This is a genomic window from Oryzifoliimicrobium ureilyticum, from assembly GCF_037199735.1.
Classification (GTDB): domain Bacteria; phylum Pseudomonadota; class Alphaproteobacteria; order Rhizobiales; family Rhizobiaceae; genus Rhizobium; species Rhizobium ureilyticus.
In genome coordinates this window covers 118,847-145,201 of sequence record NZ_JBBBVQ010000001.1, presented here as the reverse complement: position 1 = coordinate 145,201, position 26,355 = coordinate 118,847, and the positions used below count along the sequence as shown (strand labels likewise).

General features: G+C 56.4%; 20 protein-coding genes. 8 read left to right on the top strand and 12 right to left on the bottom strand.

The window, feature by feature from the left end; translation table 11 throughout:
• Nucleotides 1-142 precede the first annotated feature (142 nt).
• Together aceA and VQ830_RS00715 are read left to right on the top strand one after the other, a co-directional pair.
• The gene (aceA, locus tag VQ830_RS00720) at nucleotides 143-1,432 is read left to right on the top strand and encodes an isocitrate lyase (RefSeq protein ID WP_337266141.1); all 1,290 of its coding nucleotides are present in this window, start codon (nucleotides 143-145) and stop codon (nucleotides 1,430-1,432) included.
• Between the two features lie 14 nt (nucleotides 1,433-1,446).
• Nucleotides 1,447-1,683, top strand: coding sequence for an SMc00767 family acetate metabolism repressor (locus VQ830_RS00715; protein WP_337266140.1), 237 nt, complete (start codon nucleotides 1,447-1,449; stop codon nucleotides 1,681-1,683).
• 117 nt (nucleotides 1,684-1,800) lie between these two features.
• Here VQ830_RS00715 and VQ830_RS00710 read toward each other — a convergent pair whose 3' ends face one another.
• The 4 genes from VQ830_RS00710 to VQ830_RS00695 all read right to left on the bottom strand — a co-directional run bounded on the left by VQ830_RS00710 (nucleotide 1,801) and on the right by VQ830_RS00695 (nucleotide 8,173).
• A complete protein-coding gene (locus VQ830_RS00710) occupies nucleotides 1,801-3,636 on the bottom strand; it encodes a methyl-accepting chemotaxis protein (protein ID WP_337266139.1) in 1,836 nt (611 codons plus the stop codon).
• A gap of 269 nt (nucleotides 3,637-3,905) precedes the next feature.
• Nucleotides 3,906-6,440, bottom strand: coding sequence for a methyl-accepting chemotaxis protein (locus VQ830_RS00705; RefSeq protein ID WP_337266601.1), 2,535 nt, complete (start codon nucleotides 6,438-6,440; stop codon nucleotides 3,906-3,908).
• 254 nt (nucleotides 6,441-6,694) lie between these two features.
• Nucleotides 6,695-6,838 (bottom strand): hypothetical protein, encoded by a 144-nt coding sequence (locus VQ830_RS00700; protein WP_337266138.1) that lies wholly within the window; start codon nucleotides 6,836-6,838, stop codon nucleotides 6,695-6,697.
• Between the two features lie 153 nt (nucleotides 6,839-6,991).
• Entirely contained in the window at nucleotides 6,992-8,173 is a 1,182-nt protein-coding gene (locus tag VQ830_RS00695) for a BaiN/RdsA family NAD(P)/FAD-dependent oxidoreductase (RefSeq protein ID WP_337266137.1), read from the bottom strand.
• A gap of 119 nt (nucleotides 8,174-8,292) precedes the next feature.
• Between VQ830_RS00695 and VQ830_RS00690 the strand changes: the two genes are divergently transcribed.
• From VQ830_RS00690 to edd, 5 genes are all read left to right on the top strand, one after another.
• Entirely contained in the window at nucleotides 8,293-9,729 is a 1,437-nt protein-coding gene (locus tag VQ830_RS00690; protein WP_337266136.1) for a glutamine synthetase family protein, read from the top strand.
• A gap of 7 nt (nucleotides 9,730-9,736) precedes the next feature.
• Entirely contained in the window at nucleotides 9,737-11,035 is a 1,299-nt protein-coding gene (locus VQ830_RS00685; RefSeq protein WP_337266135.1) for an NAD(P)/FAD-dependent oxidoreductase, read from the top strand.
• A gap of 128 nt (nucleotides 11,036-11,163) precedes the next feature.
• Nucleotides 11,164-12,639, top strand: a complete 1,476-nt coding sequence (gene zwf, locus VQ830_RS00680; protein WP_337266134.1) for a glucose-6-phosphate dehydrogenase — start codon at nucleotides 11,164-11,166, stop codon at nucleotides 12,637-12,639.
• Between the two features lie 12 nt (nucleotides 12,640-12,651).
• Nucleotides 12,652-13,350, top strand: a complete 699-nt coding sequence (gene pgl, locus VQ830_RS00675) for a 6-phosphogluconolactonase (protein ID WP_337266133.1) — start codon at nucleotides 12,652-12,654, stop codon at nucleotides 13,348-13,350.
• 60 nt (nucleotides 13,351-13,410) lie between these two features.
• Nucleotides 13,411-15,231, top strand: a complete 1,821-nt coding sequence (edd, locus tag VQ830_RS00670; RefSeq protein WP_337266132.1) for a phosphogluconate dehydratase — start codon at nucleotides 13,411-13,413, stop codon at nucleotides 15,229-15,231.
• A 164-nt stretch (nucleotides 15,232-15,395) separates the two neighbouring features.
• Here the strand turns inward: edd and VQ830_RS00665 are convergent, their stop codons facing one another.
• The 6 genes from VQ830_RS00665 to VQ830_RS00640 all read right to left on the bottom strand — a co-directional run bounded on the left by VQ830_RS00665 (nucleotide 15,396) and on the right by VQ830_RS00640 (nucleotide 22,419).
• Nucleotides 15,396-15,749 (bottom strand): hypothetical protein, encoded by a 354-nt coding sequence (locus VQ830_RS00665; RefSeq protein ID WP_337266131.1) that lies wholly within the window; start codon nucleotides 15,747-15,749, stop codon nucleotides 15,396-15,398.
• 220 nt (nucleotides 15,750-15,969) lie between these two features.
• Nucleotides 15,970-17,061: an ABC transporter ATP-binding protein gene (locus VQ830_RS00660; protein ID WP_337266130.1), complete on the bottom strand. Its 1,092-nt coding sequence runs from the start codon at nucleotides 17,059-17,061 to the stop codon at nucleotides 15,970-15,972.
• 20 nt (nucleotides 17,062-17,081) lie between these two features.
• Nucleotides 17,082-18,734, bottom strand: coding sequence for a beta-galactosidase BglA (gene bglA / locus VQ830_RS00655; RefSeq protein WP_337266129.1), 1,653 nt, complete (start codon nucleotides 18,732-18,734; stop codon nucleotides 17,082-17,084).
• A 28-nt stretch (nucleotides 18,735-18,762) separates the two neighbouring features.
• Complete coding sequence (locus VQ830_RS00650; protein WP_337266128.1) at nucleotides 18,763-19,926, bottom strand: carbohydrate ABC transporter permease; 1,164 nt, start codon at nucleotides 19,924-19,926, stop codon at nucleotides 18,763-18,765.
• Between the two features lie 2 nt (nucleotides 19,927-19,928).
• A complete protein-coding gene (locus tag VQ830_RS00645) occupies nucleotides 19,929-20,942 on the bottom strand; it encodes a carbohydrate ABC transporter permease (protein WP_337266127.1) in 1,014 nt (337 codons plus the stop codon).
• A gap of 115 nt (nucleotides 20,943-21,057) precedes the next feature.
• Nucleotides 21,058-22,419, bottom strand: coding sequence for an ABC transporter substrate-binding protein (locus VQ830_RS00640; RefSeq protein WP_337266126.1), 1,362 nt, complete (start codon nucleotides 22,417-22,419; stop codon nucleotides 21,058-21,060).
• Between the two features lie 239 nt (nucleotides 22,420-22,658).
• Between VQ830_RS00640 and VQ830_RS00635 the strand changes: the two genes are divergently transcribed.
• Nucleotides 22,659-23,687: a LacI family DNA-binding transcriptional regulator gene (locus VQ830_RS00635; protein ID WP_337266125.1), complete on the top strand. Its 1,029-nt coding sequence runs from the start codon at nucleotides 22,659-22,661 to the stop codon at nucleotides 23,685-23,687.
• A 48-nt stretch (nucleotides 23,688-23,735) separates the two neighbouring features.
• Here the strand turns inward: VQ830_RS00635 and VQ830_RS00630 are convergent, their stop codons facing one another.
• Complete coding sequence (locus tag VQ830_RS00630) at nucleotides 23,736-24,638, bottom strand: bifunctional methylenetetrahydrofolate dehydrogenase/methenyltetrahydrofolate cyclohydrolase (RefSeq protein WP_337266124.1); 903 nt, start codon at nucleotides 24,636-24,638, stop codon at nucleotides 23,736-23,738.
• 121 nt (nucleotides 24,639-24,759) lie between these two features.
• A complete protein-coding gene (locus VQ830_RS00625; protein ID WP_337266123.1) occupies nucleotides 24,760-26,298 on the bottom strand; it encodes a GumC domain-containing protein in 1,539 nt (512 codons plus the stop codon).
• Between the last annotated feature and the right edge of the window lie 57 nt (nucleotides 26,299-26,355).

Genomic DNA, 26,355 nt, shown 5'->3' with positions numbered 1-26,355 from the left:
CAGCACAATCATGCCTTGTCAATCTCTTGCAACTTAACCCTAATCTTCGGCATGGCGTTGCTTTTCTCCTGGTCAACCTAACGGTTTTTATTGATGCTGCCAATTAGTCGCCATGACGGCGCCATCCTGTGGAGGAGACATTATGACAGAGATTTACAAATTGATATCGTCCGCACCGGCAGATCGCTTCAAGGATATCGAGCGACCCTATACTGCCCAAGACGTCCAGCGTTTGCGCGGTTCGGTCTCACTGCGCTACACACTAGCCGAAGTGGGAGCAAACCGGCTTTGGGAGCTTTTGCATCGCGAGGACTTCGTCAATGCTTTAGGGGCACTGTCGGGCAATCAGGCTATGCAGATGGTTCGCGCCGGTCTCGACGCGATCTATCTGTCCGGATGGCAGGTGGCGGCCGATGCGAATACCGCCTCGGCCATGTATCCGGATCAGTCGCTCTATCCAGCCAATGCAGGGCCGGAACTTGCCAAGCGGATCAACCGGACACTGCAGCGCGCCGACCAGATCGAGACCGCGGAAGGGAAAGGCCTTTCCGTTGAGACTTGGTTTGCCCCGATCGTCGCCGATGCCGAAGCCGGATTTGGCGGGCCTCTTAACGCATTTGAGATCATGAAGGCCTATATTGAGGCAGGCGTTGCAGGCGTCCATTTTGAAGATCAGCTCGCCTCGGAAAAGAAATGCGGCCACCTTGGCGGCAAGGTTCTCATTCCGGCGAGCGCGCATATCCGCAATCTCGATGCTGCGCGCCTTGCCGCCGACGTTATGGGGGTACCTACGCTTGTCATCGCCCGGACGGACGCAGAAGCCGCCAAGCTTCTGACCTCCGATATAGACGAACGCGACAAACCGTTTGTCGATTATGGAGCGGGACGCACGGTCGAAGGCTTCTATCACGTGCGCAATGGGTTGGAGCCTTGCATCGCCCGGGCCATTGCCTATGCGCCGCACTGCGATCTGATTTGGTGCGAAACATCGAAGCCCGATCTTGATCAGGCGCGCCGCTTTGCCGAAGGTGTGCGCAAGGTGTGGCCGGGCAAGATGCTCGCCTACAACTGCTCACCATCCTTCAATTGGCGCAAGAACCTCGATGAAGCGACCATCGCCAACTTCCAGCGCGAGCTGGGCGCGATGGGCTATAAGTTTCAGTTCATTACGCTTGCCGGCTTCCATCAATTGAACTTCGGCATGTTCGAATTGGCACGTGGCTATAAGCAGCGCCAGATGACAGCCTACGCCGAACTCCAGCAGGCTGAGTTTGCGGCCGAGAGCCAAGGCTACACAGCCACCAAACACCAACGCGAAGTCGGCACCGGCTACTTCGATGCCGTCTCCATGGCAATTTCGGGCGGTTTATCGTCAACAACCGCGATGCATGGGTCGACGGAACATACGCAGTTTCGTCCCGCAGCAGAATAAGAGAGGAGAGAACCATGCCGACCCTTGCACCCGTAAAAGAACGAACCGAAGAGCAAGTCAGCGCAATGAGCAGCGAGCAGCAAAGCCTCATCCGCATGCTCGCCAATGACCTGCATCGCCTCAACCAGTCCGTCATGAAAGCGGTTGAAGCGGGTGTTTGCGTCGAACTCGTTCGCTCGGCCCGCCACCATGGCGGCAGCGGCACCTGGGGCGACCTGCTCGTTCCAGTCGTCATCGCGACGCGCGAATAATTCGCCGATACTGCCTCAAATCAAATGACGATCGAGGCTTGACCGCGAACGAAAACCGAAACAGAAAAGGAGCGGCAGCTTTTCGGCTACCGCTCCCTTCTGTAACGAGTGTTAGCCTCAAGCGGCCAAGCGCTGTGTTCCTGCGGGCGCGTCGATCTTGAATTGCTGGACCAGTCCGAGCAAATGGCCGGCCTCTTCCGAAAGAAGCTGGATAGCACGCGTGGTCTCCTCGACCATTGCGGCATTCTGCTGTGTCATCTGATCCATCGCATTTACGCTGCCGTTGACCTCATGCAATGCCCTCGCCTGATCCGAAGATGCCGACGAAATGGTTTCGACGTGCTGTCGAGCGACCATGATCTGATCGCCGATGGAATTGAGGACACGGCTTGTCTCGTTGACAAGCGATGCGCCCCCGGCCACCTCGTTTGTGGATTGGGTGATCAAGGCTTTGATCTCACGCGCAGCGTCCGCCGATCTTTGCGCCAGTTCGCGAACTTCCTGAGCTACGACGGCAAAGCCCTTTCCGGCTTCTCCGGCGCGTGCCGCCTCGATCCCTGCATTGAGGGCAAGGAGATTGGTCTGGAAGGCGATGTCGTCGATCACGTCGATGATCTGCTCAATGCGAGCAGAGGCACTTTCGATGCGCGTCATCGCATCGATTGCATTCTTCACCACCTCGGCGGAACTTTGTGCAGTTTGACTGGTGGCGACAACGGAGCGATCGGCATCTTTTGCCCGCTCTGCGGAGGCACGGACAGCTACGGTAATTTCATCAACGGCAGCCGCCGTTTCTTCCAGCGATGCTGCCTGCTGTTCGGTGCGCTTTGACAAAGACGAAGCCGCAGCCATGATCTCGCTGCTGCTCGCACGTAAGGATGCCGCCGTGTCGCGCACACCCAGCATGCTGTCACGCAGTGTTTTCAAGGAGCTGTTGAAGTCAGCGCGCAGTTGCTCCAGACGGCCAGCAAAAGGAACCTCGATTCCCTTTGACAGATCTCCGGCAGCAAGCCTTTTCAGCCCAGCGGCAAGTTCGGAAACGGCGTGTTCAATGCCCTGATCGACGGAACGCTTGTCGTTCTCACTCCTGCGGCGCTCCTCATCGGCAGCTTCGCGTTCGCGCGCGCTTTGCAGTTCCATTTCAAGCTTTGCTTTGCCGCCTTCTTTGAACTGCACCAAAGCCCGTGAGATCTCACCGAATTCGTTCCGGCGATCGGCAAACGGTATCTCCACCGAAAGATCACCACCCGACAATTTGCGAATGCAACCGGTGAGTTTGCTCAGCGGCTTGACCATCGGCCGTATGGTTAGGAACGCCGCGATACACACGACCAGCATGATCAGAGATCCAAAGGTCAGAAGGGTATTCTGAAGATCGTTGAGCTCCTGCCAGTAAACTGCCATCGGAATACCGACGAAGAGGATCCCGATGTTCTGCCCTGAGGTATTTTTGATCGGGAAATAGCCCGTCATAAACTCCTTGCCGAACAACTGCGCCGGACCGAAATAAGGCTGGCCAGACGCAAGCACTGCCTGTGCTGGATGGTCAGCTGCAAGCTTGGTGCCAACGGCGCGCTCGCCATTTTCCTTTTTCACATTCGTGGAAACACGGACATAATCATCGCCACGCTTTTCAAAAATCGTGGCGACGCCGGAAATCGATTGTGAAACGTGATCTACGAGAGAGTGATCTGTGAAGGCAGGTATCTTTGGTTCTACCACATTGGCCAGACGATCATTTTCAACCCCAATGCTGACAGTCGTATCGGCCGCTGCATAAAAATTTGCCATGACACGCGCTGCGTCACGAACATCGTCGTCAGCAGATTCGCGAACATAAAGGGAAAGATCACGATAGTTGACCGCCATGATTGCGGCCGTACTAACGAGCAACAGGCCCATCGCAACCAGAACGATCCGGTTTGTGACAGAGGAAAGGAGTGCGCCAAACATACAAAAAGCCCCCAGAGAAAGTGCTCCTAGTTTTAGCTGGCAATGATTAATGGGATTTCAATTTGATCTAAATCAATGAAATGTCTCACCTTATTGTTACTCTTCGCGGGCTTTGCGTCCTACTAAAACGAGAGCTAGCATGCAAAACGCGATGATCAGAGCTGAGTGTCCGTTCGATTGAACGTGCGAGCTGGTCGGATTACAAAAAAGACCCCAGCCTAGCGGCCAGGGTCGGGATTCTATCGAGGTTCGATTGATTTTTACGATGCTCAAGCGGCCCGATAATAACCCTGTGAAGAATGTCCCTGGGCTTCGATCCGGAACTGTTCGACCAATCGTAAAAGGTCATCGGCCTGATTGGACAACTCGCGGCTCGCTGCAGTTGTTTCTTCGACCATCGCGGCATTCTGCTGGGTCATCTGATCCATCTGAGCAACAGTGGTATTTACTTCCTGTAGCGCAACCGACTGATCCTGGCTTGCCCGGGCGATCATTTCGACGTGCTGGCTGATGGTCACAATCTGCGCACTGATGCTCGACAGCACAGACCCCGTTTGCTGAACATATTGAGCGCCGGAGGTCACCTCTGTGGTGGACTTGTTGATAAGATCCTTGATCTCATTGGCTGCTGCGGCAGAGCGCTGTGCAAGTTCACGCACTTCCATCGCGACAACGGCGAAACCTTTGCCAGCTTCGCCGGCACGGGCTGCCTCTATCCCTGCGTTGAGAGCAAGGAGGTTGGTCTGGAAAGCGATATCGTCAATGACGTCGATGATCTGCTCGATCTGCTGTGAAGCATCTTCTATCCGCTTCATCGCGTTGATCGCGTTACCGACAACGGCACTCGACTCGTCCGCATTCTTCTTCGTCTTGATGACGATGTCCTCGGCCTCGCGAGCTCGCTCCGCTGAAGATCTTACGGTGACGGTAATCTCCTCGACGGCGGCAGCGGTTTCCTCGAGAGAAGCAGCCTGCTGCTCTGTGCGGCGCGACAGACCTTCGGCCGATTCCGCCATCTGTCCGCCATTGCCTTGGATAACCTGCACATTGTCGCGGATCTGGCGCATGGTTGCCTGCAGACGAAGCATGGAGGCGTTGAAGTCCTGCCGCAATTGCTCCAGCCGTCCGATGAACGGGCGATCGATCGTTACGGAAATATCGCCTTGCGACATCCGCTCAAGACCGGCGGCAAGCTCCGTTACGGCAAGCTCGATCTGACGGTCAAGCTCACGCTTTTCCTCATCATTGCGTTGCCGCTCGGCTTCAGCTGCAGCGCGTTCCTGCTCGCTTTGTTCTTCGATGCGAACTTTCGAAATGGCATTTTCCTTGAAGATGCCGAGCGCCCGCGCCATGTCGCCGATTTCGTCCCCACGCTTTTCGCCGGTGATGCCGGTATCGAGAGCGCCATCGGCGAGCCTGCGCATTGCTGCCGTGATCTGACCGATCGGGCGCTGCAACGTGATGACCAACGCAATACCGCCTGCGATCGAAAGAATGACGCCAAGTGCAGTCGCCGCGAAGGAGATGCCGTTCGCCTGTTGACGTTCTGCCCCAGCTGTCTGTTTTTGCAGCTCGGCGAACGACGTCAGCCTTTTCCAGACCGTATCGAGCTGCTGGCGGCCAAGCGTGAAGTCTGCGTTTTCCTGTGCGAGGTTGTCCAGAAGCTTTTGCGAATCCTGCCCAATCTTATTCAAAGCGGGTGTGATCGTGTCGGAAAGCGTCTTGGCAAAGTTCAAACCTTTGGCGCTACCGAGCAGCCTCATGACACTGTTGCCGAGAACAGCCGATTGGAGTTGCAGCTTGGCCCGGCTGGCCTTCGTTGGCGTCAGGTTGAAATCGGCGAGCGCCAATTCAAGATCGTAGACCGCATTCTGGACGCGGCGAGTATCTTGAAGAACAGCGTTGGACTGGACGATACGGCTATCGAGTTCAACAAAGGTGGATGCAGCACCGCGCATCATCTGTGTCGCGGTCAGCTGTGTGTAGGTGGCCGTTTGCCGGAAGCGTGAAACCAGGCGGCCGATATTTGCAATCGATTCGTCGGTTGCCGCGTCCGGTGCGCTCACCGCGGTTTTCAGATCGTTGATCGTTTGTGCGATCGACTGGACGACGTTTTTCTGGTTTGCCGGCACCGCGCTTTCGATAGCGCTCAGCGCTTCGTTCAGCCGTGGCAGAACGCCGATCACGAACTTCAGCTTATCGGCAGCAGCAGACACCTTGCCATAGTCATTAATGACACCCGTCATCGACTCGCCAGCCTTCAAGAGACGGTCGCCGGCGCGAAGCGCTGCCGTTGCGGTTCCCTCAGTCTTCTTAATACTGTCTTCCATCTGCCGAGCATCATTACCGATCTTGGCTTGTGCATCGATCAAGACGTTCTTGTTGTCTTCCATGGACTTGTGAAGGGCAAGCTCAGTCTGGTGGCCGTTCCACAGGCGGGAGACCAGACCATTGATATCGCCGGTGCCGGAAATGGCAGCTTCGAGATCCTCACGACCCGCACCATCACCGATTTGCGACAAGGTTGCCTGCAGCATGCCTTGCTGTGCCTTCAAGTCGGCATTCAGTTTGTCGCGTGCCTGCTCGCTGGGCGCGCGTAAGTAGTCGTTCATCGAACCATAGAGATCTTTGAACCCGCTGAGCGACTGCAGAATACTGTTGGAAATCTCCATTCTGCCCTGCAGGAGCCCCGAAGCGTAAAGTCCGGTCAGGCCAACGGCCGAAATGCTGATCACAAATGGCAAAACAAAGATCACGACCTTCGTTTTGATTTTGAAACGGGAAAGAACCTTGTCGATGAACATCATGATCCCTCGCCCACTGGATTTAAGCCGCTGTGGGAAGCGCGGCATTGACTGCGATGTATGGGGAACAGTGTGAGGAGCCGCTGAGGGCGGGCGGCAGTCATTGCCTTCCACTCCGGAAGACGGAATGGTCCTGCTCAATTATCCAGGCAAGCCTAAGGACAATCTTTTAATTTTTTATAAGCCGGAATTTTCCGTACAAAAACGGACGAAGCCCGAGACCTAAAAGCCGATGAAACCGGTAGAGCGCGAATTCAACCGGGATTGGCGAGAAGCAAGGCAAGGAGGGCTGCCATTGCACCGGTTGCAATCATCAGTGCACGGGCCATCAAGAGCTTGTTGTCATCCTTGACCTTGGCGATTGCGATGGCGCGAGCGCGCCGGGCGTTTCTATACATCGGCTATCCTCATCCTCGAGTAAAGTCACTGCAAAGCCGGCGACTGCGCCAAGCTTGACCGAACAAGCCTTCCTTCGCCATTCAACAGAATGACGACCGCCCGTTAAGAACTATCGAATCGCGTTTGTGGTTTCCGAACGAACTCGAAAAAAGCTAAACGGCTTCGCCTGCGGCAACACCAGAGGCCCAAGCCCACTGGAAATTATAACCTCCGAGCCAGCCTGTCACGTCGACACACTCCCCAATGAAGTAAAGTCCAGGTATCGTTTTGGCTTGCATCGTGCGCGAGTCGAGATGACGTGTATCGACGCCTCCCAGCGTGACTTCCGCAGTCCGGTATCCTTCCGAGCCGGACGGTTTGATCCGCCAGTCAGTTATGCCACTTGCGATCTTTCCTAAAACACGATCCGAAAGGTCAGCTAGCTGACCAGAGACTTGGCTGCTGGCCGTCAGATGTTGAGCAAGCCGTTTTGGCAAAAACTCAGCCAAAACGGTTTGCGGCAACTGCCGTCCATTGTCCTTGCGCGCTTGCTTCAATTTCGAAAGTACATCGACATCCGGCTCCATGCAGATGGAGATGTCGTCACCCTCTCGCCAATATGAGGAAATCTGCAGCACGGCAGGGCCGCTGAGGCCGCGATGGGTGAAAAGCAATGCTTCTCGAAAAACCGTCTTTCCGCAGGCGACATCGGCATCGACAGCAACCCCTGCCAAGGGCAATAGTCTTTCCAAGAGATGCGGGTCGAGGGTCAACGGTACCAGGCCGGGCCGCGGCTCGACGATAGTCAGGCCAAATTGCTCGGCAATCCGATAGGCAAAGCCCGTTGCGCGCATCTTCGGAATAGACTTGCCGCCTGTCGCGATCACCAAGGCCGCACTTTCTAAAACGCCTTCCGACGAGACGACTCTAAAGCCGCTATTCGCAGGTTCTATCGAGGTAATCTCAGTCGACATTTTGAGCGTGACCCCCGCCTCCCGCATCTCGGTTAGAAGCATATCGACGATTTGCTTGGCGCTGTTGTCGCAGAACAGTTGTCCCAGGGTCTTTTCATGCCAGGCGATTTGATAACGTTCCACCAGGGCGATGAAATCGGCGGGCGTATAGCGCGAGAGAGCGGATTTGCAGAAGTGCGGATTTGCCGACAGGAAGTTCTTCGGACTGGTGTGAACATTGGTGAAATTGCACCGACCGCCACCTGAGATTCTGATTTTCTCACCCGGTGCTTTGGCGTGATCAAGCACAATCACGGAACGGCCGCGCTGTGCGGCACGAGCCGCACACATCATGCCGGCGGCACCCGCGCCGATAACAATAACGTCCGCTTTTGACTGCACCTTGGTCTCCGCTTCTTGCTTCTTTTTTCGACAGAGCCATAGAAAGTCAACGGCACCCCACTCGCCAATCACTAAATGCTGGTTATGATAGAGGTCCGATCAACCGAACCCATCGTGTCATGGCTCCCAAAAAAAACGCACTGAAACCCGTCAGAAACGTGTCTCCCAAGAAAAGCACTCCTCCTGACCCCGGGTCTTTGCGCGGCGTAGCGGATTGGAAGGAAGCGGCAAGCTGGCTGCGGGCACGCGGTATCGAAGACGTCGAATGCATTACTCCCGACCTTGCCGGCGTGCCGCGCGGCAAGATGATGCCAAGCTCCAAGTTTACATCCAACACATCGCTTGCCCTGCCTTCGGCGATCTACCGTCATACGATTTCCGGCGAATATCCTGCCGAGACGGACAGCTTTCGATATGAGCCGCGCGATAGCGACCTGAAGCTGACACCGGATCTTTCCACGCTTTCCGTGGTGCCGTGGGAAACGGATCCAACCGCGCAGGTCATTTGCGACGTCGTCAACGCCGATGGCGGCGAGGTATCCTACACGCCGCGCAATGTTCTCAAGCGCGTCCTCGAGCTTTACGATCGCCGTGGCTGGAAGCCGATCGTCGCTCCTGAAATCGAGTTTTATCTCGTCGCCAAGAACGACGATCCGGACTATCCGCTGCGCCCTCCCAAAGGACGATCCGGCCGTTCGATCCTTGGCGGCCAGGGCTACTCCATTGCCGGGATCAACGAATTCGACGAGTTGATCGACGATATCTACCACTTCTCCGAGAAGCAGGGGTTGGAGATCGATACGCTTATTCACGAGGAAGGTCCGGCGCAGCTGGAAATCAACCTGCGTCACGGCAATCCGATCGAACTTGCCGACCAAGTCTTCCTGTTCAAACGCACCATACGCGAAGCTGCGATGAAGCATGACATCTACGCGACCTTCATGGCCAAGCCCATGCAAGGACAGCCTGGGTCAGCCATGCATATTCATCAGTCCGTGGTACGTCTGGATGACGGCAGCAATGTTTTTTCCAATCGCGACGGGTCAGCCTCGAAGGAGTTTTTCCACTTTATCGGCGGCTTGCAAAAATATGTACCAAGTGCGCTTTCGATGCTTGCGCCCTATGTCAACTCCTATCGGCGACTGACGCCGGATATGTCTTGCCCAGTGAACAATGCCTGGGGCTACGATAACAGGACAACCGCGTTTCGGGTTCCTGTCTCAGATCCGCAGGCGCGCCGTGTCGAAAACCGTCTCCCCAGTTCGGATGCCAATCCCTATCTCGCCTTGGCCGCTTCCCTTGCCGCAGGTCTGCTTGGCATCATGAAAGAGATCGAACCGACCGCGCCAACGGAAGACTCGGCGAACGAAGGATCCATCGACTTGCCGCGCGGCTTGCTGGAGGCTGTTGCGCTGATGGAGGACGAACCTGCATTTGAAGAAGTTTTCGGCAAGGAGTTCATCGGGCTTTATGCCGGCGTCAAGCGCGGCGAGTTCGAGACATTCATGCAGGTGATCAGCCCCTGGGAGCGCGAATTCCTTCTGCTGAACGTGTGAGGTCATCATGTTCATTGCAAAGGATTGGCAAAGCCCCATTGCACCGGGCCTTTCCTGGTATCAGGAAAGCTCTGGCGAACGGCCTGCGTTTCCGGCATTGGAGGGCTCTCTTGACTGCGATGTGGCAATTATCGGCGGCGGTTATACAGGCTTGCAGGCCGCCTATCATCTTGCCGAGGCAGGGACACGTGTTGCGCTGATCGAAGCCCAGAGAGTGGGCGACGGCGCTTCCGGCCGCAATGGCGGGCAGTTGGGCACGGGGCAGCGTTGGTGGCCGGAGGAGCTTGAAGAGAAAATCGGCTACGAACGCTCCAAGGCTCTTTTCGATCTGGCAGAAGGGGCGAAGCGGCATCTTCTCGATTTCGCCGCCGAGCAGAAGATCGACATCGACTTTGTCCAAGGCCACCTCAACGTCTCGCACAAGAAAAGCTACGAGGCTGCCTTCAGAGCCAATGCAGAAATCGCGGCAAGTCGATACAGCTATCCGCACATGCGTTTTCTGGACAAAGCGGAAACGGATTCGATCCTCGGATCAACACGCTATCATTGCGGCGTTTACGATTCGGGGACAGGCCATATACACCCGCTTAAGCTTTTGATCGGCCTCGCCCGGTCAGCTTCCGTAGCGGGGGCTTCAATCTTTGAAATGACGGCTGCGAAATCGATCGATCGACAGCGCGGCAAGGTGGTCATTGACACTGCGAAGGGGCAGCTCACCGCCGACCGTGCCCTGATTGCCTGCAACGGCTATATCGGCAATCTGGAGCCGGTGACAGCCAGCCATGTCATGCCGATCCGCTCCTTCATTGGAGCGACCGTGCCGCTCGATCGCTTTCCTGAGATTATTCCTGGCGGCGAATCGGTGGCCGATTCCCGTTTTGTCGTGCGCTACTTCCGGAAAACCAAAGATGGCCGCTTGTTGTTCGGCGGGCGCGAGGCGTACACGGCTGATAATCCGCGCGATATCAGCCATCATATTCGCCGGCAAATCGCTGAACTCTACCCGCAACTCAAAGACATCGAGATGACCCATGCCTGGGGCGGTTCCGTCGGCATCACGATGCCGCGTCAACCCTTCGTGCGTGACGTTATGCCAGGCGTGACCTCGATTGGAGGCTATTCCGGCCACGGGGTGATGTTGGCGAACTATTGCGGCCGGCTTTACGCGCAGTCGGTGCTCGGAACCTCTCCTGACATAGAATTGTTCAAGAGCCTCGATATACCTGCTTTTCCAGGAGGGGCGCGGATGCGTAGGCCACTGCTTTTCCTGGCTTTGAGCTGGTTCGCCCTGCGCGACAGGTTTTAGTCCGTTTGCGGGTTTTCACGCAGGCAAATCCGCTTTAAAACTTGTTGCGGGAGATTCATCACGCCGCGGACTGGCTTTTTTAAATCGATTAGATTAAAAGCCAAGTACCCCTTCTTGGAAAGAAAGTCATGAGCAGTCAGATCATTCCCGTCGATCCCTTTGACTATGTCGTCTTCGGCGGCAGCGGCGACCTTGCCGAACGCAAACTTCTACCAGCCCTTTATCATCGGCAGATCGAAGGTCAGTTTTCTGAACCGACCCGTATCATTGGTGCTTCCCGCAGCGCGCTCTCGCATGAAGAATACCGGAAGTTTGCCGATGAAGCGCTCAAGAAGCATCTGAAAAAAGGTGAATATGATAAAGCGGAAGCAGAAAAGTTCTGCGCTCGGCTTTACTATGTCCCGGTTGACGCACGCTCTGACGGCGGATGGGATCAGCTGAAGAAACTTCTGGATGAGGGCAAAGATCGCGTTCGCGCGTTTTACCTTGCCGTTGCTCCTGGCATCTTTGGCGATATTTCCAAGAAGATCGCCGATCACAAGTTGATCACCAATCGCACCCGTATCGTTGTCGAAAAGCCGATCGGCAGAGATTTGTCGTCGGCGCTGCTTCTCAACGAGACAATCGGCAAGGTCTTCAAGGAAGAGCAAATCTTCCGTATCGACCACTATCTTGGCAAAGAGACGGTCCAGAACCTGATGGCGCTGCGCTTCGCGAACGCACTTTATGAGCCACTGTGGAACGCGAACTACATCGACCACGTCCAGATCACGGTTGCGGAAGCCGTCGGCCTCGAAGGCCGCGCTGGATACTATGATACCGCGGGCGCCCTGCGTGACATGGTGCAGAACCATATTCTGCAGCTTCTTTGCCTTACCGCCATGGAAGTTCCGAACACTGTGGATTCCGAAGCTGTTCGCGATGAAAAGCTCAAGGTTCTGCGTTCACTCAAGCCAATTGACGCCTCGAATGTCGAGCAGTTTACCGTTCGTGGACAGTATCGCGCCGGCGCTTCGACGTCCGGTCCAGTCAAGGGCTATCTCGAAGAACTTGAAGGTGGTGTTTCCAACACGGAAACCTTCGTCGCTATCAAGGCCGAGATCAATAATTGGCGTTGGGCCGGCGTGCCGTTCTATATCCGCACCGGCAAGCGGCTCAGTCAGCGTGTTTCGGAAATCGTCATCACCTTCAAGCCTATCCCGCATACGATTTTCGAGCCAGCCGCTGGCCGTATAAGCCAGAACCAGTTGATGATCCGGCTGCAACCGGATGAGGGCGTCAAGCAGTCGCTGATGATCAAGGACCCGGGTCCAGGGGGCATGCGCCTGCGGAACGTATCGCTCGACATGAGCTTTGCGGAATCCTTCAATGCTCGCAGCCCTGACGCTTACGAGCGCCTTTTGATGGATGTCGTCAGGTCAAATCAGACATTGTTCATGCGGCGTGACGAAGTAGAAGCGGCGTGGCGTTGGGTGGACCCGATCCTGAAGGGATGGGAAGAAACCGGACAGTCCGTGCAAGGCTATACGGCCGGCACATGGGGTCCAAGCCAGGCCATCGCGCTGATCGAGCGTGACGGTCGCACATGGCACGACACACTGTAGGAACGGATGGATATGACAAGCGCTTTTCACGGTTTTGATACTGCGCAAGACCTCGCCGAGAGCCTCGCCGACGCAATTGTCGGCGCCCTCTCCAAGGCCATTGCAACACGAGGCTCAGCAAGCCTGGCAGTGTCCGGCGGATCAACGCCAAAGCGCTTCTTCCAGACGCTCTCAACACGAGATATGGATTGGTCTAAGGTCACGATAACGCTGGTAGACGAGCGCTTCGTACCCCCGGATAATGATCGTTCGAACCATCTCCTCGTTGCCCAGAATCTGCTTCAAAACAAAGCAGCGGCAGCGCATTTCGCTTCTCTTTATCAGGCTGTCGCTTCCGTCGAGGAAGCGGCACGCCTTGCAAGCGAGAAGACGAGACAGATCGGCAATCCATTCGATGCGGTCATTCTTGGAATGGGCAGCGACGGACATACCGCCTCATTCTTTCCAGGTGGCTCCAATCTGGCCAAAGCACTCGACGCTGGAACGCCTCGCGGCGTGATCACCATGGAGGCGGAAGGCGCGGGCGAACCTCGTCTGACATTCACGTTTGCGAGCTTGCAGGACGCGCGACTGCTCATCCTTCATATCGAGGGCGACAGCAAGAAGCAGGTTCTAGAAAAGGCGCAGGCCGACGGACCGGAAAGCGAAATGCCGATCCGCGCCATTTTGCGACGTGCCGCTTCGCTTGTCGAAATTTATTGGGCTCCCTGAGAAGCCTTCTGGGCGGGAGCGACTGCACACATATCTGACGTTTAAAGGGCAGGTGAAGCCATGGCTGCTGATGCACGCATTTCTGCGATCACGTCGCGCATTGTCGAACGGTCGAAGCCGACACGGGAACGATATCTGGACAGGCTTCGCGCTGCTTCGTCGAAAGGCGTCGCGCGGTCCGTTCTGGGTTGCGCAAACCTGGCGCACGGCTTTGCGGTCTGTTCCCCCGCTGAGAAGGACGCGCTGGCAGGAGACCGCATTCCCAATCTCGGCATCATAACCTCATACAACGATATGCTGTCGGCGCATCAGCCGTTCGAAACTTATCCGGCGATCATTCGGGAGGCAGCCCGCGAAGCAGGCGGTATCGCGCAGGTTGCCGGCGGCGTGCCCGCGATGTGCGATGGGGTGACCCAAGGTCAGCCAGGTATGGAGCTCTCACTCTTTTCTCGCGATCTGATCGCGATGGCTGCAGGCGTTGGGTTGTCGCACAATATGTTCGATGCGGCAGTCTATCTCGGCGTATGTGACAAGATCGTTCCGGGCTTGACCATCGCCGCCCTCTCCTTCGGTCATCTTCCGGCGATCTTCGTGCCCGCAGGTCCAATGACGTCTGGGCTTCCCAATGACGAGAAGTCGCGCGTGCGGCAGCTTTTTGCAGAAGGAAAGGTTGGGCGCGCCGAACTCCTCGAAGCCGAATCCAAATCCTATCACGGACCGGGTACATGTACGTTCTATGGCACGGCCAATTCCAACCAAATGCTCATGGAAATCATGGGCTTCCACATGCCCGGCGCATCCTTCGTCAATCCCGGTACCCCTTTGCGCGATGCCTTAACGCGAGAAGCCGCCAAACGGGCTCTTGCCATTACGGCACAAGGGAACGAATACACGCCCGCCGGCGAGATGATCGACGAACGCTCCGTGGTGAACGGGGTTGTAGGTCTTCACGCGACGGGCGGCTCCACAAACCATACGCTGCATTTGCTTGCCATGGCGAAGGCTGCCGGTATCCAGCTGACGTGGCAGGATATTGCCGAATTGTCAGAGATCGTACCGCTGATGGCGCGCGTTTATCCTAACGGCTTGGCAGATGTAAACCACTTCCATGCGGCCGGCGGCATGGGTTTCCTGATCAAGGAACTTTTGAAGCATGGCCTCCTGCATGACGATGTCCGCACCGTCTTCGGGCAAGGGCTTGCCAATTACACGATCGAAGTGAGGCTCGGTGACGACGGCAACATCGTCCGGGAGCCAGCTCCTGAGAAGAGCCATGATCCGAAAGTGCTTGCCAGCATCGAAACGCCGTTCCAGCCGAACGGCGGCCTGAAAATGCTGCGCGGCAATCTTGGCAAGGCAGTCATCAAGATTTCCGCCGTCAAACCTGAACGGCATATTATCGAGGCGCCCGCGATCGTCTTCCATAGCCAACAAGAGTTGCAGGACGCGTTTAAGAGCGGAAAGCTCAATCGTGACTTCGTTGCGGTCGTCCGCTTCCAAGGACCGAAAGCCAATGGGATGCCGGAACTCCACAAACTGACGCCGCCGCTTGGCGTGCTCCAGGATAAGGGTTTCCGCGTTGCATTGCTGACAGACGGGCGCATGTCAGGCGCCTCAGGCAAAGTTCCTGCCGCAATCCATGTCACGCCCGAAGCTGTCGATGGCGGCCCAATCGCGCGCATTCAGGATGGCGACATGATCCGCCTCGATGCGGTCCATGGAACGTTGGAAGTGCTCGTCGATGCGGCCACATTGGCGGAGCGGGAACCGGTCACTGCCGATCTGTCGGAGAACGAGTTCGGTATGGGCCGCGAGCTCTTTGCGTCGTTCAGACGGGTTGTGGGACCATCCGATCAGGGAGCCAGCGTGCTCTTTCACTAAAGAAGACTTCGAGATTGGGAGCTCACATCGCAGGCTCCCATCCATCGACAAAAGCACACTTCAGTTGTTTGTTCGCGCCGTAAAAGTAGCTTCAGCCGCATCGCGTTCAAACGACTTTGAAGCGCGCCGTCGGTCATCAAGCAGGCGCGTAGCTCTCAATCAGCTCAGCCGCGAATGTCCAGGACCCGGTCGCGATGCGCGGGATGGGTGCTGTAGACGAAAATGCGATTTAGCTCTTTTTGGGTGAGCAGGCGCAGGAACCTGACCTCCACCGTATTGTTGGCGTTCACCCGCATCAACATGCACCCGATCTTGGTAATCCGGGCATCCGGTATGTCGAGATAGAATTGCTTGGGAAGGTTGTATTGCGTGAGAATGGCCAGGACTGCGCTGCTCAGGGAGATACGCACGATGTCGCAACGCCGTGACGCCATATGCATCACGCCTTTCTCCGTATATTCGATACGGGCAGCATTCATCGTATCCTCCATTTTGAACCGCGCCTCGCGGTCATACATGAAGGATTCTTCTTTGTTTAAGTAGTTTGTCGAACCCGGGCCAGCCACAGCTACACTCCCTGCTTATTTCAGGAATAACGCTATCAGCTGTTCTTTAACGGATCGTAATAGACAGGACGGCTTAGTCGCGTTTTCCGCATGAAACCTGTGGTCGTAATTCTCGGGACTCTACGACCTGAGCCGCGCCCGATACCAAATGGGCGCGCCTTAGCAGTTTTTCTCAGCGGCGATAGGTGCGGCCATTTTCATCGAAGAGATGGAAGCGAGCGGGATCTGCTGCAAAATGCAGTCTCTCGCCTTTTTTGATGGAGTGTATTCCGGCGAGCTTGACGACAATCGGCTCTTCGGAGGCAGGACCATTAATGTAAAGCAAGGTGACCTCGCCAAGCGCCTCGACCAGCGCAACCTCTCCCTCAAATAGATAATCCTCGCCATCTGTGACGACACGCAAGTCTTCCGGTCGCACGCCAAAACTTGCCGGTTTGCCTTTCTGCGAGGCATCGGTAACGATGTCGAGCGTTGCCGTACGACCTGCCTGGAGGTCAACCCTGGTCGTTGAACCAGCCTCGCTGATTTTCGCCTTGATGATGTTCATCGCAGGCGATCCGATGAATTTGGCAACGAACAGGTTGGCCGGACGCTCGTAGAGTTCGAGAGGTGCGCCAACTTGTTCGATGCGACCTGCCGAGAGGACCACGATCCTGTCTGCGAGGGTCATGGCTTCCACCTGATCATGCGTGACATAGATCATCGTGGTATCGGCCATCTGTTCCTTCAAGCGCGCAATCTCGATGCGGGTCGCAACGCGCAAGGCAGCGTCGAGATTGGAGAGGGGCTCGTCGAACAGGAAGACCTTAGGATCGCGGCAGATCGCCCGGCCGATCGCCACGCGCTGGCGCTGTCCGCCAGAAAGCGCCTTTGGCAGCCGGTCCAGATAAGCCGTCAGTTGCAGGCTATCTGCGGCCGCCCGCACTCGCCGGTCGATCTCCTGGCGACTCTCGCCGGCAATTCGCATGCCGAACGCCATATTGTCGTAGACGGTCATATGAGGGTAAAGCGCGTATGACTGAAAGACCATGGCGATCCCGCGTCGCGAAGGCGGCACGTCATTCACCCGTTGGCCGCCGATGTAAAGGTCGCCCCCGGTAACCTCTTCCAAGCCAGCGATCATGCGCAGCAGCGTCGACTTTCCGCAGCCGGAAGGACCGACAAAGACGATGAATTCGCCCTGCTCTATTTCAAGATTGATGCCGCGAAGCACCTCGACGGCTCCGTAGGCTTTTCTAGCGTCCTTAAGTGAAAGCGCAGTCATCGAACCCTCCCCTGAGGCTATCAAGCAAGCCTTGCGAAATAGGCGCCCCAGGCGGGCAGATCGACTCTGTCGCCATAGACGTCACTTATAAATCCGTGTCCCGGCAGCGGGTGCCAACTACCCTGCGGCAGCATGGCGGCAGAAACGGCCGGACTCATATTGAACACGCAAAGCAGGACCTCGTTGTTGTGCTTGCGCTTGAACATAAGAACATCGCCCTGAGCCGGTTCAAATTCAATCTCGCCTTTGGCGAAGGCCGGGTACTGGCGACGAAACGCGATGAAGCGACGATAATGCTCGAGAACCGACGTCTCGTCGCCTTGCTGAACGCTGACGGCTCTTAGGATATGCTCGACAGGCACCGGCAACCATGGCTTTACCGTGGAAAAGCCGCCTTGAGCCACCTGCGAGTCCCATACCATCGGTGTGCGGCATCCGTCGCGGCCTTTGAATTCGGGCCAGAACTGGATGCCATAAGGGTCCTGCAGGTCTTGATAGGCGAGTTCGGCTTCGGTCAGGCCAAGCTCTTCGCCCTGGTAAATGCAAACCGAACCGCGCAGTGTCAAAAGCAGGGATGCATAGAGCTTTGCGAAGGATTCCCGATCCGCAACGAGCGAGCCCCAGCGGCTGACATGGCGCACCACGTCGTGGTTCGAAAAGGCCCAGCAGGCCCATCCGTCAGGCGCAGCGGTTTTGAAGGCTTGCATGACGTCTTCGACACGATCTGCCGTCAAGGGATCGGGCGCGAGGAACTCGAAGGCATAGCACATATGCATCTTGTCGTCGCCGGCCGTATATTCGCCGACGATCTCGAGACCGCGCTGGCTGTCGCCAACCTCGCCGACAGCGGCAATGGCCGGATATTCATTGAGAACGGCGCGAAAGCGCTGGAGAAACGCGATGTTTTCCGGACGGTTCTTATCGAAGATATGCTCTTGGAAATTATAAGGATTGACGGCTGGCGCCGTCGATGCGTTGCGGCGCTCGGGGGCCAAGGCGGGGTTGTCGCGCAACAGCTTGTCGTGGAAGTAGAAGTTGATCGTATCGAGGCGAAAGCCGTCGACGCCTCTGTTCAACCAGAAACGAACGACCTCCAGGAGACGATCCTGAACTTCCGTGTTGTGCAGGTTGAGGTCGGGCTGGGATGTCAAAAAGTTATGCAGGTAATACTGCATGCGGGTTGGGTCCCACGCCCAGGCCGAGCCGCCGAAGATCGACAGCCAGTTGTTGGGCGGCGTGCCATCGGGCTTTGCATCTGCCCACACATACCAGTCAGCCTTGGCATTCGTTCTGCTTGAGCGACTTTCCACAAACCATGGATGTTGATCCGAGCTGTGGGAAATGACGAGGTCGATCATCACGCGGATGTTAAGCCGGTGCGCCTCTGCAATCAGCCCGTCAAAATCGATCAGGGTCCCGAAGATCGCGTCAACATCTTCGTAATCCGCGACGTCGTATCCGAAATCGCGCATCGGCGAGGTGAAGAACGGTGAAATCCAGATCGCGTCAGCGCCGAGCGAAGCGACATGCGGCAGGCGCGCCGTGATGCCCTTGAGATCGCCAATGCCATCCCCGTTCGAATCCTGATAGGAGCGGGGATAGATCTGGTAGATGACCGCACCGCGCCACCAATCCTTGTCCACATCAACAGTGGTCTGAAATGCCGTATTCATCATTATCCTATGTCGAAATAGAAACTTGTCAGCCGCCCTTGACGGAACCGGCCAGTAGACCGCGCACCAGATACCGCTGCAGCCCAAAAAAGACGAGCAGCGGTACGATGATCGTGACAAAGGCAGACGCCGTCAGGATTTCCCAATTTCCACCGCGCGAGCCGAGCAATGCATTCAAACTTCCAGTCAGCACCAGATGGTCGCGATCTGTCCCGAGGAACACCATGGCAACGAGAAGGTCGTTCCAGACCCAGAGGAACTGAAAGATCGCGAATGACGCAAGGGCGGGAAAAGACAGCGGCAGCACAATGCGAACGAAAATCTCGAAATCACTTGCTCCGTCGACGCGGGCCGACTCGATGATCTCCTTGGGCAAACCGGCAATATAGGCACGCAGCAGATAGATCGCCAAAGGCATGCCAAACGCCGTATGCGCCAGCCATATGCCGGGATAGGTTTTCGAGGGCACGTCGAAAATGCTGCCGAACGAATTGTAAAGCTTCAGAAGCGGGATCAGTGACATTTGAAGCGGCACCACGATCAAGCCAACGACAATGGCAATGAGAAGCGCGCGCCCCGGAAAATTCATCCAGCTCAAGGCGTAGGCAGCAAAGGCGGCAATCAGGATTGGGATGATCGTCGCAGGGATCGCGACCGTCAAAGAGTTCATAAAGGACTGCCCGATCCCCTCGCCCGTCAGAACCGTTTTATAATTATCGAGCGTGAAATGCGGCGGGGTGGCAATTGAAAGATAAACCCTGCGGCCCCCATCATCATCGGTAAACGCAGCATTCTTCTGATAGCGATAGGTTCCGTCTTCGTTGACCTGAAGGGTGACGCCATCTCCAAGGTCGGCCATCTGGCCGGCTTCGTAGGCCGTAGGCTGCTGTACGCGCGTTCCGAAGGCTTTCACAGCGCCGCCATTCTGGCCTTCCAAGAGGTTGCCCGAAATCACATAGGAAGCGCCTTCCTGCTTCTGTTTATCCGCGTCTGCCGTTCTCACGGCGATCGAGCGCGCCGAACCGGAAAAAGACGTCCACCATCCAGACGCAACAATCTGGTCCTTGTCCCTGATGGAGCTGACCAGAATCCCGAGCGTCGGAATGAGCCACAGGATAACGATGAAGAGCACGCAAATATGAACAAAAAGTCGCGCGGGACCGATCTTTAAAAAGCGAGCTGACATGGTCATTTTCAGCGCTCCCTCAATTCTCTGGTAGCTCGGCGCACGTTCCATATCATGATCGGCGTGACTGCCAGCATAATCACCAGCGCAATGATCGCACCTCGACCTGAATCGCCCCCACCACGGAACATCCAGTTGAACATGAGATTGGCCAGCACCATCGTGTTCCACTGCCCATTCGTCATCGTCAGGACGATGTCGAAGACCTTGAGAACGAGAATGGTGATCGTGGTCCAGACCACCGCAATAGAACCCCAGATCTGTGGAACCATGATCTTCCAGAAGATCTGCCAACCGTTGGCGCCGTCGATGACGGCAGCTTCAATCGTTTCTTCAGGGATGCCACGAAGCGCTGCGGAAAGAATGACCATGGCAAAGCCTGTCTGAATCCAGATGAGGATGGCCATCAAAAAGAAGTTGTTCCAGAACGGAATGGATATCCAGACCTGCGGCGTGCCGCCGAAAAGCTGCACGATCGCGTTGAGCAATCCAATCTGCGTATCGGTGCCACCGCGATATTCATAAATGAACTTCCAGATGACGGATGCACCGACGAACGAGATGGCCATGGGCATGAAAACAATGCTCTTGGCGATATTTCCCCACCAGATGCGATCGGTCATCACCGCAATGACGAGACCGAGAAAGGTGCAAGCTGCCGGCACAACGGCAAGCCACAGGATGTTGTTGAAGATCGACTGACGGAATTCCTGGTCGTTGATCGCCCATTGGTAGTTTGCAAAACCGACGAACTTTGTGCCGGTCCGATCGTAGAAGGATAAGATGGCCGTCGCGGCGACCGGATAAACGAGATAAAGACCGAGAAGCAGAAGGGCCGGCCCCAGAAAAAGCCAGGGACGGATTGCAGCGCGCCGGTTAAAGTTGCGCGACATCTTGGCGATATCGTCACTGGTCACCGGAAGCGCCATATCCAGTAGTTTGTTGGAGATATAGAAATAGGCGGCACAGGCGAAAACCGCCACAATCACAACGCCCAAGGCGGACACAATTTGCGCCAACATCGCGTTCTTCCTCCCCTCCAAACGCCCTTTTCCGAACCCTCTAAAGGTGGCTCGCTCTTTCCTCCGGCACCGCTCACGACGGTGCCGGCGAAGTTAGCATCAGACGACAGCCTGATTATTTAATGGAGTCCCAGGCCGCCTGAATTTCGTCTGCAGACTGCTGTGCGGTTTTGCCGCCAACGAAGTTCACCATGCCAGTCCAGAATGCGCCGGCTCCGATTTTACCAGGCATCAGATCCGAGCCGTCAAAGCGGAAGGTCGTGGCAGAGATGAGAAGCTCGCCCTCTTTCCGCAGCGTATCGTTGCCGTAAGCATCTTTGTTGACGCCCTTGAAGGGGGTCAGGAAGCCAGATTGAGCCATCCATATTTCATGCGCGATCGGGGTCTTCAAGAAGTCGACGAAAGCACGCGCAGTTTTGGAATCCTTGGTGATAGCAACCAAAGTCCCGGCGCCCTCGACCGGCTTGCCGAGCTCGGGATGAGACGCATAAGTCGGCATGTAGAAGAAGTCGGCATCCTTCCCAAGCTTCGTTCCCTCAGGGAAGAACGAGGGAATAAACGACGCCTGATGGTGGAGGTAGCACTTCGGCGGGACGCTGAAGAGGCCCTTGGGGCTATCGCGGAAATCGGTCGAGGCGACGGCAGCCACACCGCCCGCGACATATTTGTCGTTCTTAGCGAACTTGCCGAACTCCTCAATGGCAGCGACGACAGCTGGGTCGTTGAACTTCAGCTTGTTGGTGGTCCAGTCATCATACTGCTGCGGCGTATTGAGGCGCAGCATGATATCTTCTACCCAGTCGGTCGCTGGCCAGCCCGTGGCACCGCCAGAGCCAAGACCAATGCACCATGGCACGCCACCATCCTTGACGATTTGATCCGAGAGGGCGTGCAGTTCTTCCATCGTCTTTGGAATCTTGTAACCGGCTTCCTTAAAGTTTTCCGGCACATACCAAACAAGAGACTTTACGTCCGCCTTATAGGGAAAAGCAAAGAAAGCGTCTTTGCCGTCCTTACCCTTATATGTGCCATAGCCAACCCAGCTATCGCCGGCCCCGTAATTCTGCTTGATCCAACTCGCGTAGTCATCGCCAAGCGGCGTCAACATTCCCTTGGCGGCCAAATCAGCCAGCAGACCAGGCTGAGGAAGGATCGCAATGTTTGGGGGTGAGCCGGCCTGCGTGTCGATGACGATCTGCTGTTCGTAATTTTCAGAGGACGAATATTTCACGTCCGCGCCAGTGGCCTCGGAGAAATAGGCGAGCACGCTCCTAAACAGCGCTTCGTCTTCTCCGCGCCACGGTCCGAAGATGGTCAGCGCCTGGCCTTTAAGATCGGCGTGAGCTGCCTTGAACTCGTCAAAGCTCTTCCAGTTGAACTTCGCGTCAGAACCTGGAGCAAATTTCAAATCAGCTGCAGAAGCAGCCGCTCCATACACGGCCGCCAAGCAAATCCCCGCCAGTAGAATACGACGCATGATCTTCCTCCCTCTCATCTCAGAAAGCTCCAAAGCGCTTTGGAGATTATACATTTCTTTTTTCGCCAACCGTGTCAACCCACAGTGGTCGCATTCCCATTCACTTAAGCGGAAGGCAACTCTTGCACCTCAGCACCGTCGGCTTCTGGATAGAATATGGAAGAGCAATCTTGAGGGACAAGGACACATCATGTAAAACATTCAAAGCGCTTTGATTTTGGCGCGGGAGGAGGGTTCCTTTGAACCTCAGAGAATTGTCGAAGATGCTCGGCTTGTCGCAAACGACTGTAAGCCGGGCTTTGAACGGATTTCCTGAAGTCAACGAGGATACGCGCGAACGCGTGCTGAAGGCAGCGCGTAAAACCGGGTATCGTCCAAACCGCGCCGCACAACGACTTGCAACGGGCAAGGCCGGCTCTATCGGCCTCGTGATGCCAATTACCGATACCAATCATTCAGACGTTCACTTCGGCGAGTTCTTGGCGGGCGTGGGCGAAGAGAGTGCCCGTCACGATATGCATCTCGTCATCATGCCGGCAGGTCCCGACGACGAGGTGGCGGCACTCAACAAGTTGGCTACGAGCGGCAATGTCGACGCCTTGTTCATCGCACACATGCGGGCTCAGGATCCACGCCTGACTATTCTTCAAACGCTCGGCATTCCTTACATCGTGCATGGGCGTTCCTACGGCGTAGAAAGCAATTTTCCGTTTATCGATATCGACAACGAGGGCGCTTTCCGCGATGCCACAAAGCTATTGATCCAGCTTGGGCATAAGCGCTTTGGCCTGATCAACGGTCAAGCTCATCTCGATTTCGCCATTCGTCGTCGTGCGGGCGTTGTTGCGGCCCTTGGTGAACATGGGCTGACACTAGCGGCGGATTGTGAAGTGCAGATTCAGATGACCGATGAGAATGGTCAGAAGGCCATGGAAAACTTCCTCCAACAGGACCAACGACCGACCGCCGTTCTATGTTCAAGTACGGCATTAGCACTTGGCGCATTACGCGCTGTCAATCGGGCTGGGCTGAAGCTCGGAGAAGACGTTTCGCTGATCGCACATGACGACGTGCTGCCGCTGCTGAAGCCCGAAAATTTTTCAGTGCCACTGACGACAACACGCTCCTCCTTGCGCGCCGCCGGTATCCGTGTCGCCCAAAGATTGGTGGCAGCTATCGAGGGCCCGCCGAGCGATCCGGCTCAAGAACTGTGGAACGTCGAACTGATCGTGCGCGGATCAACCGGACCCGCGCCATCGGATACCTAGCACACGATTGACCGTACACGCGGCACGCTTGCAAGAAGGATCATGGGCTTAGATGAAGACCGGCGGTGTCTTGCCTGCTTTGCGATAGGCAGCAATCACCGTATTGGCCATGAGCATGGCGATGGTCATGGGGCCAACCCCACCGGGTACCGGAGTAATTGCACCGGCGACATCCCTTACGGCACCGAAATCCACATCTCCCAAAAGCCGGCTTTTGCCTTCGCCCTTTTCCGGAGCTGGAACGCGGTTGATGCCGACGTCAATCACGGTCGCGCCAGGCTTGACCCAATCTGCCTTGACCATTTCCGCCCGCCCGACCGCCGCGACCAAAATATCGGCCGTGCGGCAGACGGCCGGAAGATCTTTCGTTCGCGAATGGGCGATAGTGACGGTTGCATTGGCATTTAAGAGAAGCTGCGCCATCGGCTTGCCGAACAAGTTGGACCGACCGATGACAACGGCGTGCAGACCTGACAGGTCGTTGCCGCGAATCCGACGTGCCAAGATCATCGCGCCGGCGGGAGTGCATGAGACAAGGCCGCTTTCGAGATCACCTGTAGCAAGCTTTCCGGCATTGACGACATGCAGTCCGTCCACATCCTTTTCGGGCAGGATCGATTGGATGATCGGCTCTGAAGAAAGAGGCTTTGGTAGCGGCAGTTGAACGAGGATCCCATGAAGCGAGGTGTCGGCATTCATCTGCGCCACAAGCCCAGCCAATTGATCCTGCGTGGTCTCGGCAGGCAGCGTGTGCTGCACTGAGTTGAAGCCGCAGTCTTTCGCCATGCGGCTCTTGGCGCCGACATAAGCATGACTGGCAGGGTCATCCCCAACGATCACGACGCCGAGGCCGGTTTTCACGCCGGTTTCAGCCTCAAGCGTGGCGCTTGCCGCTTTTACCTGCTCGATGATGGATGCTGCAACTTCCTTGCCGTCAATCAGCGTTGTCATGCCACTCTCCCTTGCTGGAGGCGTTTTATCGCATGGCACTCAACGAGGGTAGTCAGCTTTGTCCGCAAAAATGGATCGATTGCGACGGATTACGGAAAATCTGTGCTCGAGAGAGAAGAACTCATTCGTCCTGAGCCAACTGAACCGAAGGCCGCCGACGCGCATACCAGAGAAGGAAAAGGCCCGTGACGAAGCCGCAGCCTGCGCCCAGAAGAACCTTGAGCGGCGACAGGAATGGTGCTTTGACAACGGTGACATCCGGCTCGACGGTCAATTTTGCGAGCGGAGCTGGCGAGATGCTCGCCGTCGTCATTGAATCCTCAAATTGCTGGCTGGCCTCTTCGGCTTTCGCACGCAAGCTGGCAAGGCGAGAAAGATCAACGCCGGTATCACGGCCCTGGGCAATCAAGCTCTCACGCGCCCGACGGAGCCTCTGCTGATCCGCCTCGGCCGTCTTCATATCCTGCTCGGCTTGTCGCTGCAGTCGGGACAGCTCTTTTCCAATGGCCAGTTTCAGTTCATCGGCCTCATTCCGGCCGGCAATCAGCTTGGGATGCCGAGGACCAAGATCGGTCGAAAGTCTCGCAAGGTTCGCCTTGGCCTGCGCGTAGCGACTGCTCAAATCGGTGAGAGCGGGCGATGCGAGGCTCGGTGGAAAGCTGGCAGCAATGACCTGATCAGCGGTCGCGCTTTTTAACCGGCCTGCGGCCGTCTGAGCATCGGCAGACCGGCGTAAAGCTGCATTCATCTCGTCTTCAGTTGCCGCAACTCGCTGCAACAAATTCGTCGCAGCACTGACATTGCCCTGCCCGCTCTTTGCCGTGAAAGCAGCCAGTTCAGCATCTGCAGCTTCCTTTGCCGCTCTCAGAGCATTTGGCTGGATGACTGCAGCAGACGAGGAGAGCTTGGCAGCGATGTCATTCGCAAGGCGGACAGATTTAGCCTTGTCGTGGGTCGTAATGCCATAAGTGATCATCGCATCGTTGTCACTTACCGACAGCGAGGCGGCAAGCTTTGCCTCCGCGCGCGACACGGGATCCATTGCTTTACCGCTGGGCGATATCAAATCTATCGCAATATCCGACCAGCTCTGCGTTCCGCCGAACTCGGGATCGCGATCGAGATGCAACGCCGAGACGACGCTGCTCAAAAGATGCGGCGAAGAAAGTTGTTTGCGCACGACCTCGCCCCGGCTCGGCTGCGCCGCCTGGTCTTTGGAAAGCTCGAGCCTGCCTTCCGCTCTATAGAGCTGCTGGCCCTGGAAACCCGCACAAAAGAGAAGCGCTCCTAGCGCAGCAGTCGCGAAAGGAAGCGCAGCCCTTCCCGACGGACGCGATCGTTTGGAGGCAGGATTTTCCGACGAGACTTCGCTGAGATCAACCGCTGACATGGCAACTTGCTCAGGCGGCTCCAAGATCAGATGATCCTGGTTGGCCGCCTCGATGCTCTTGCCGAGAATGGTCTCGATACGTCCGACCAGAGTGGGAAGCTCGGCGGCCGGCTCCTCCTGCTCTCGATGCCGCTCCAAAGCACGCTCGATTGCGCGCAACAAATCAGCCTCGGCCTTGGCCATTGCGGGACGCGTGGTATTGTCGGCGGAGAGCTGTCGCTCTACAGCCTCGGGCATAGTCGCTCGCTTCGCCAGATTTGCATGCCGCATAATGTGCGCCTTGATTGCCACAGGTCGCGAGACCGACGCGGCAGTGCCTCGCGACCT

Coding starts and splice junctions, on each gene's coding strand:
- VQ830_RS00700 (WP_337266138.1), bottom strand. CDS start 6,838: ATGTATAGAAACGCCCGGCGCGCTCGCGCCATCGCAATCGCCAAGGTC.
- VQ830_RS00645 (WP_337266127.1), bottom strand. CDS start 20,942: ATGTTGGCGCAAATTGTGTCCGCCTTGGGCGTTGTGATTGTGGCGGTT.
- bglA (WP_337266129.1), bottom strand. CDS start 18,734: ATGAATACGGCATTTCAGACCACTGTTGATGTGGACAAGGATTGGTGG.
- VQ830_RS00665 (WP_337266131.1), bottom strand. CDS start 15,749: ATGTATGACCGCGAGGCGCGGTTCAAAATGGAGGATACGATGAATGCT.
- edd (WP_337266132.1), top strand. CDS start 13,411: ATGGCTGCTGATGCACGCATTTCTGCGATCACGTCGCGCATTGTCGAA.
- VQ830_RS00690 (WP_337266136.1), top strand. CDS start 8,293: ATGGCTCCCAAAAAAAACGCACTGAAACCCGTCAGAAACGTGTCTCCC.
- pgl (WP_337266133.1), top strand. CDS start 12,652: ATGACAAGCGCTTTTCACGGTTTTGATACTGCGCAAGACCTCGCCGAG.
- VQ830_RS00715 (WP_337266140.1), top strand. CDS start 1,447: ATGCCGACCCTTGCACCCGTAAAAGAACGAACCGAAGAGCAAGTCAGC.
- VQ830_RS00710 (WP_337266139.1), bottom strand. CDS start 3,636: ATGTTTGGCGCACTCCTTTCCTCTGTCACAAACCGGATCGTTCTGGTT.
- VQ830_RS00660 (WP_337266130.1), bottom strand. CDS start 17,061: ATGACTGCGCTTTCACTTAAGGACGCTAGAAAAGCCTACGGAGCCGTC.
- VQ830_RS00705 (WP_337266601.1), bottom strand. CDS start 6,440: ATGTTCATCGACAAGGTTCTTTCCCGTTTCAAAATCAAAACGAAGGTC.
- VQ830_RS00630 (WP_337266124.1), bottom strand. CDS start 24,638: ATGACAACGCTGATTGACGGCAAGGAAGTTGCAGCATCCATCATCGAG.
- aceA (WP_337266141.1), top strand. CDS start 143: ATGACAGAGATTTACAAATTGATATCGTCCGCACCGGCAGATCGCTTC.
- VQ830_RS00640 (WP_337266126.1), bottom strand. CDS start 22,419: ATGCGTCGTATTCTACTGGCGGGGATTTGCTTGGCGGCCGTGTATGGA.
- VQ830_RS00685 (WP_337266135.1), top strand. CDS start 9,737: ATGTTCATTGCAAAGGATTGGCAAAGCCCCATTGCACCGGGCCTTTCC.
- VQ830_RS00650 (WP_337266128.1), bottom strand. CDS start 19,926: ATGACCATGTCAGCTCGCTTTTTAAAGATCGGTCCCGCGCGACTTTTT.
- zwf (WP_337266134.1), top strand. CDS start 11,164: ATGAGCAGTCAGATCATTCCCGTCGATCCCTTTGACTATGTCGTCTTC.
- VQ830_RS00625 (WP_337266123.1), bottom strand. CDS start 26,298: ATGCGGCATGCAAATCTGGCGAAGCGAGCGACTATGCCCGAGGCTGTA.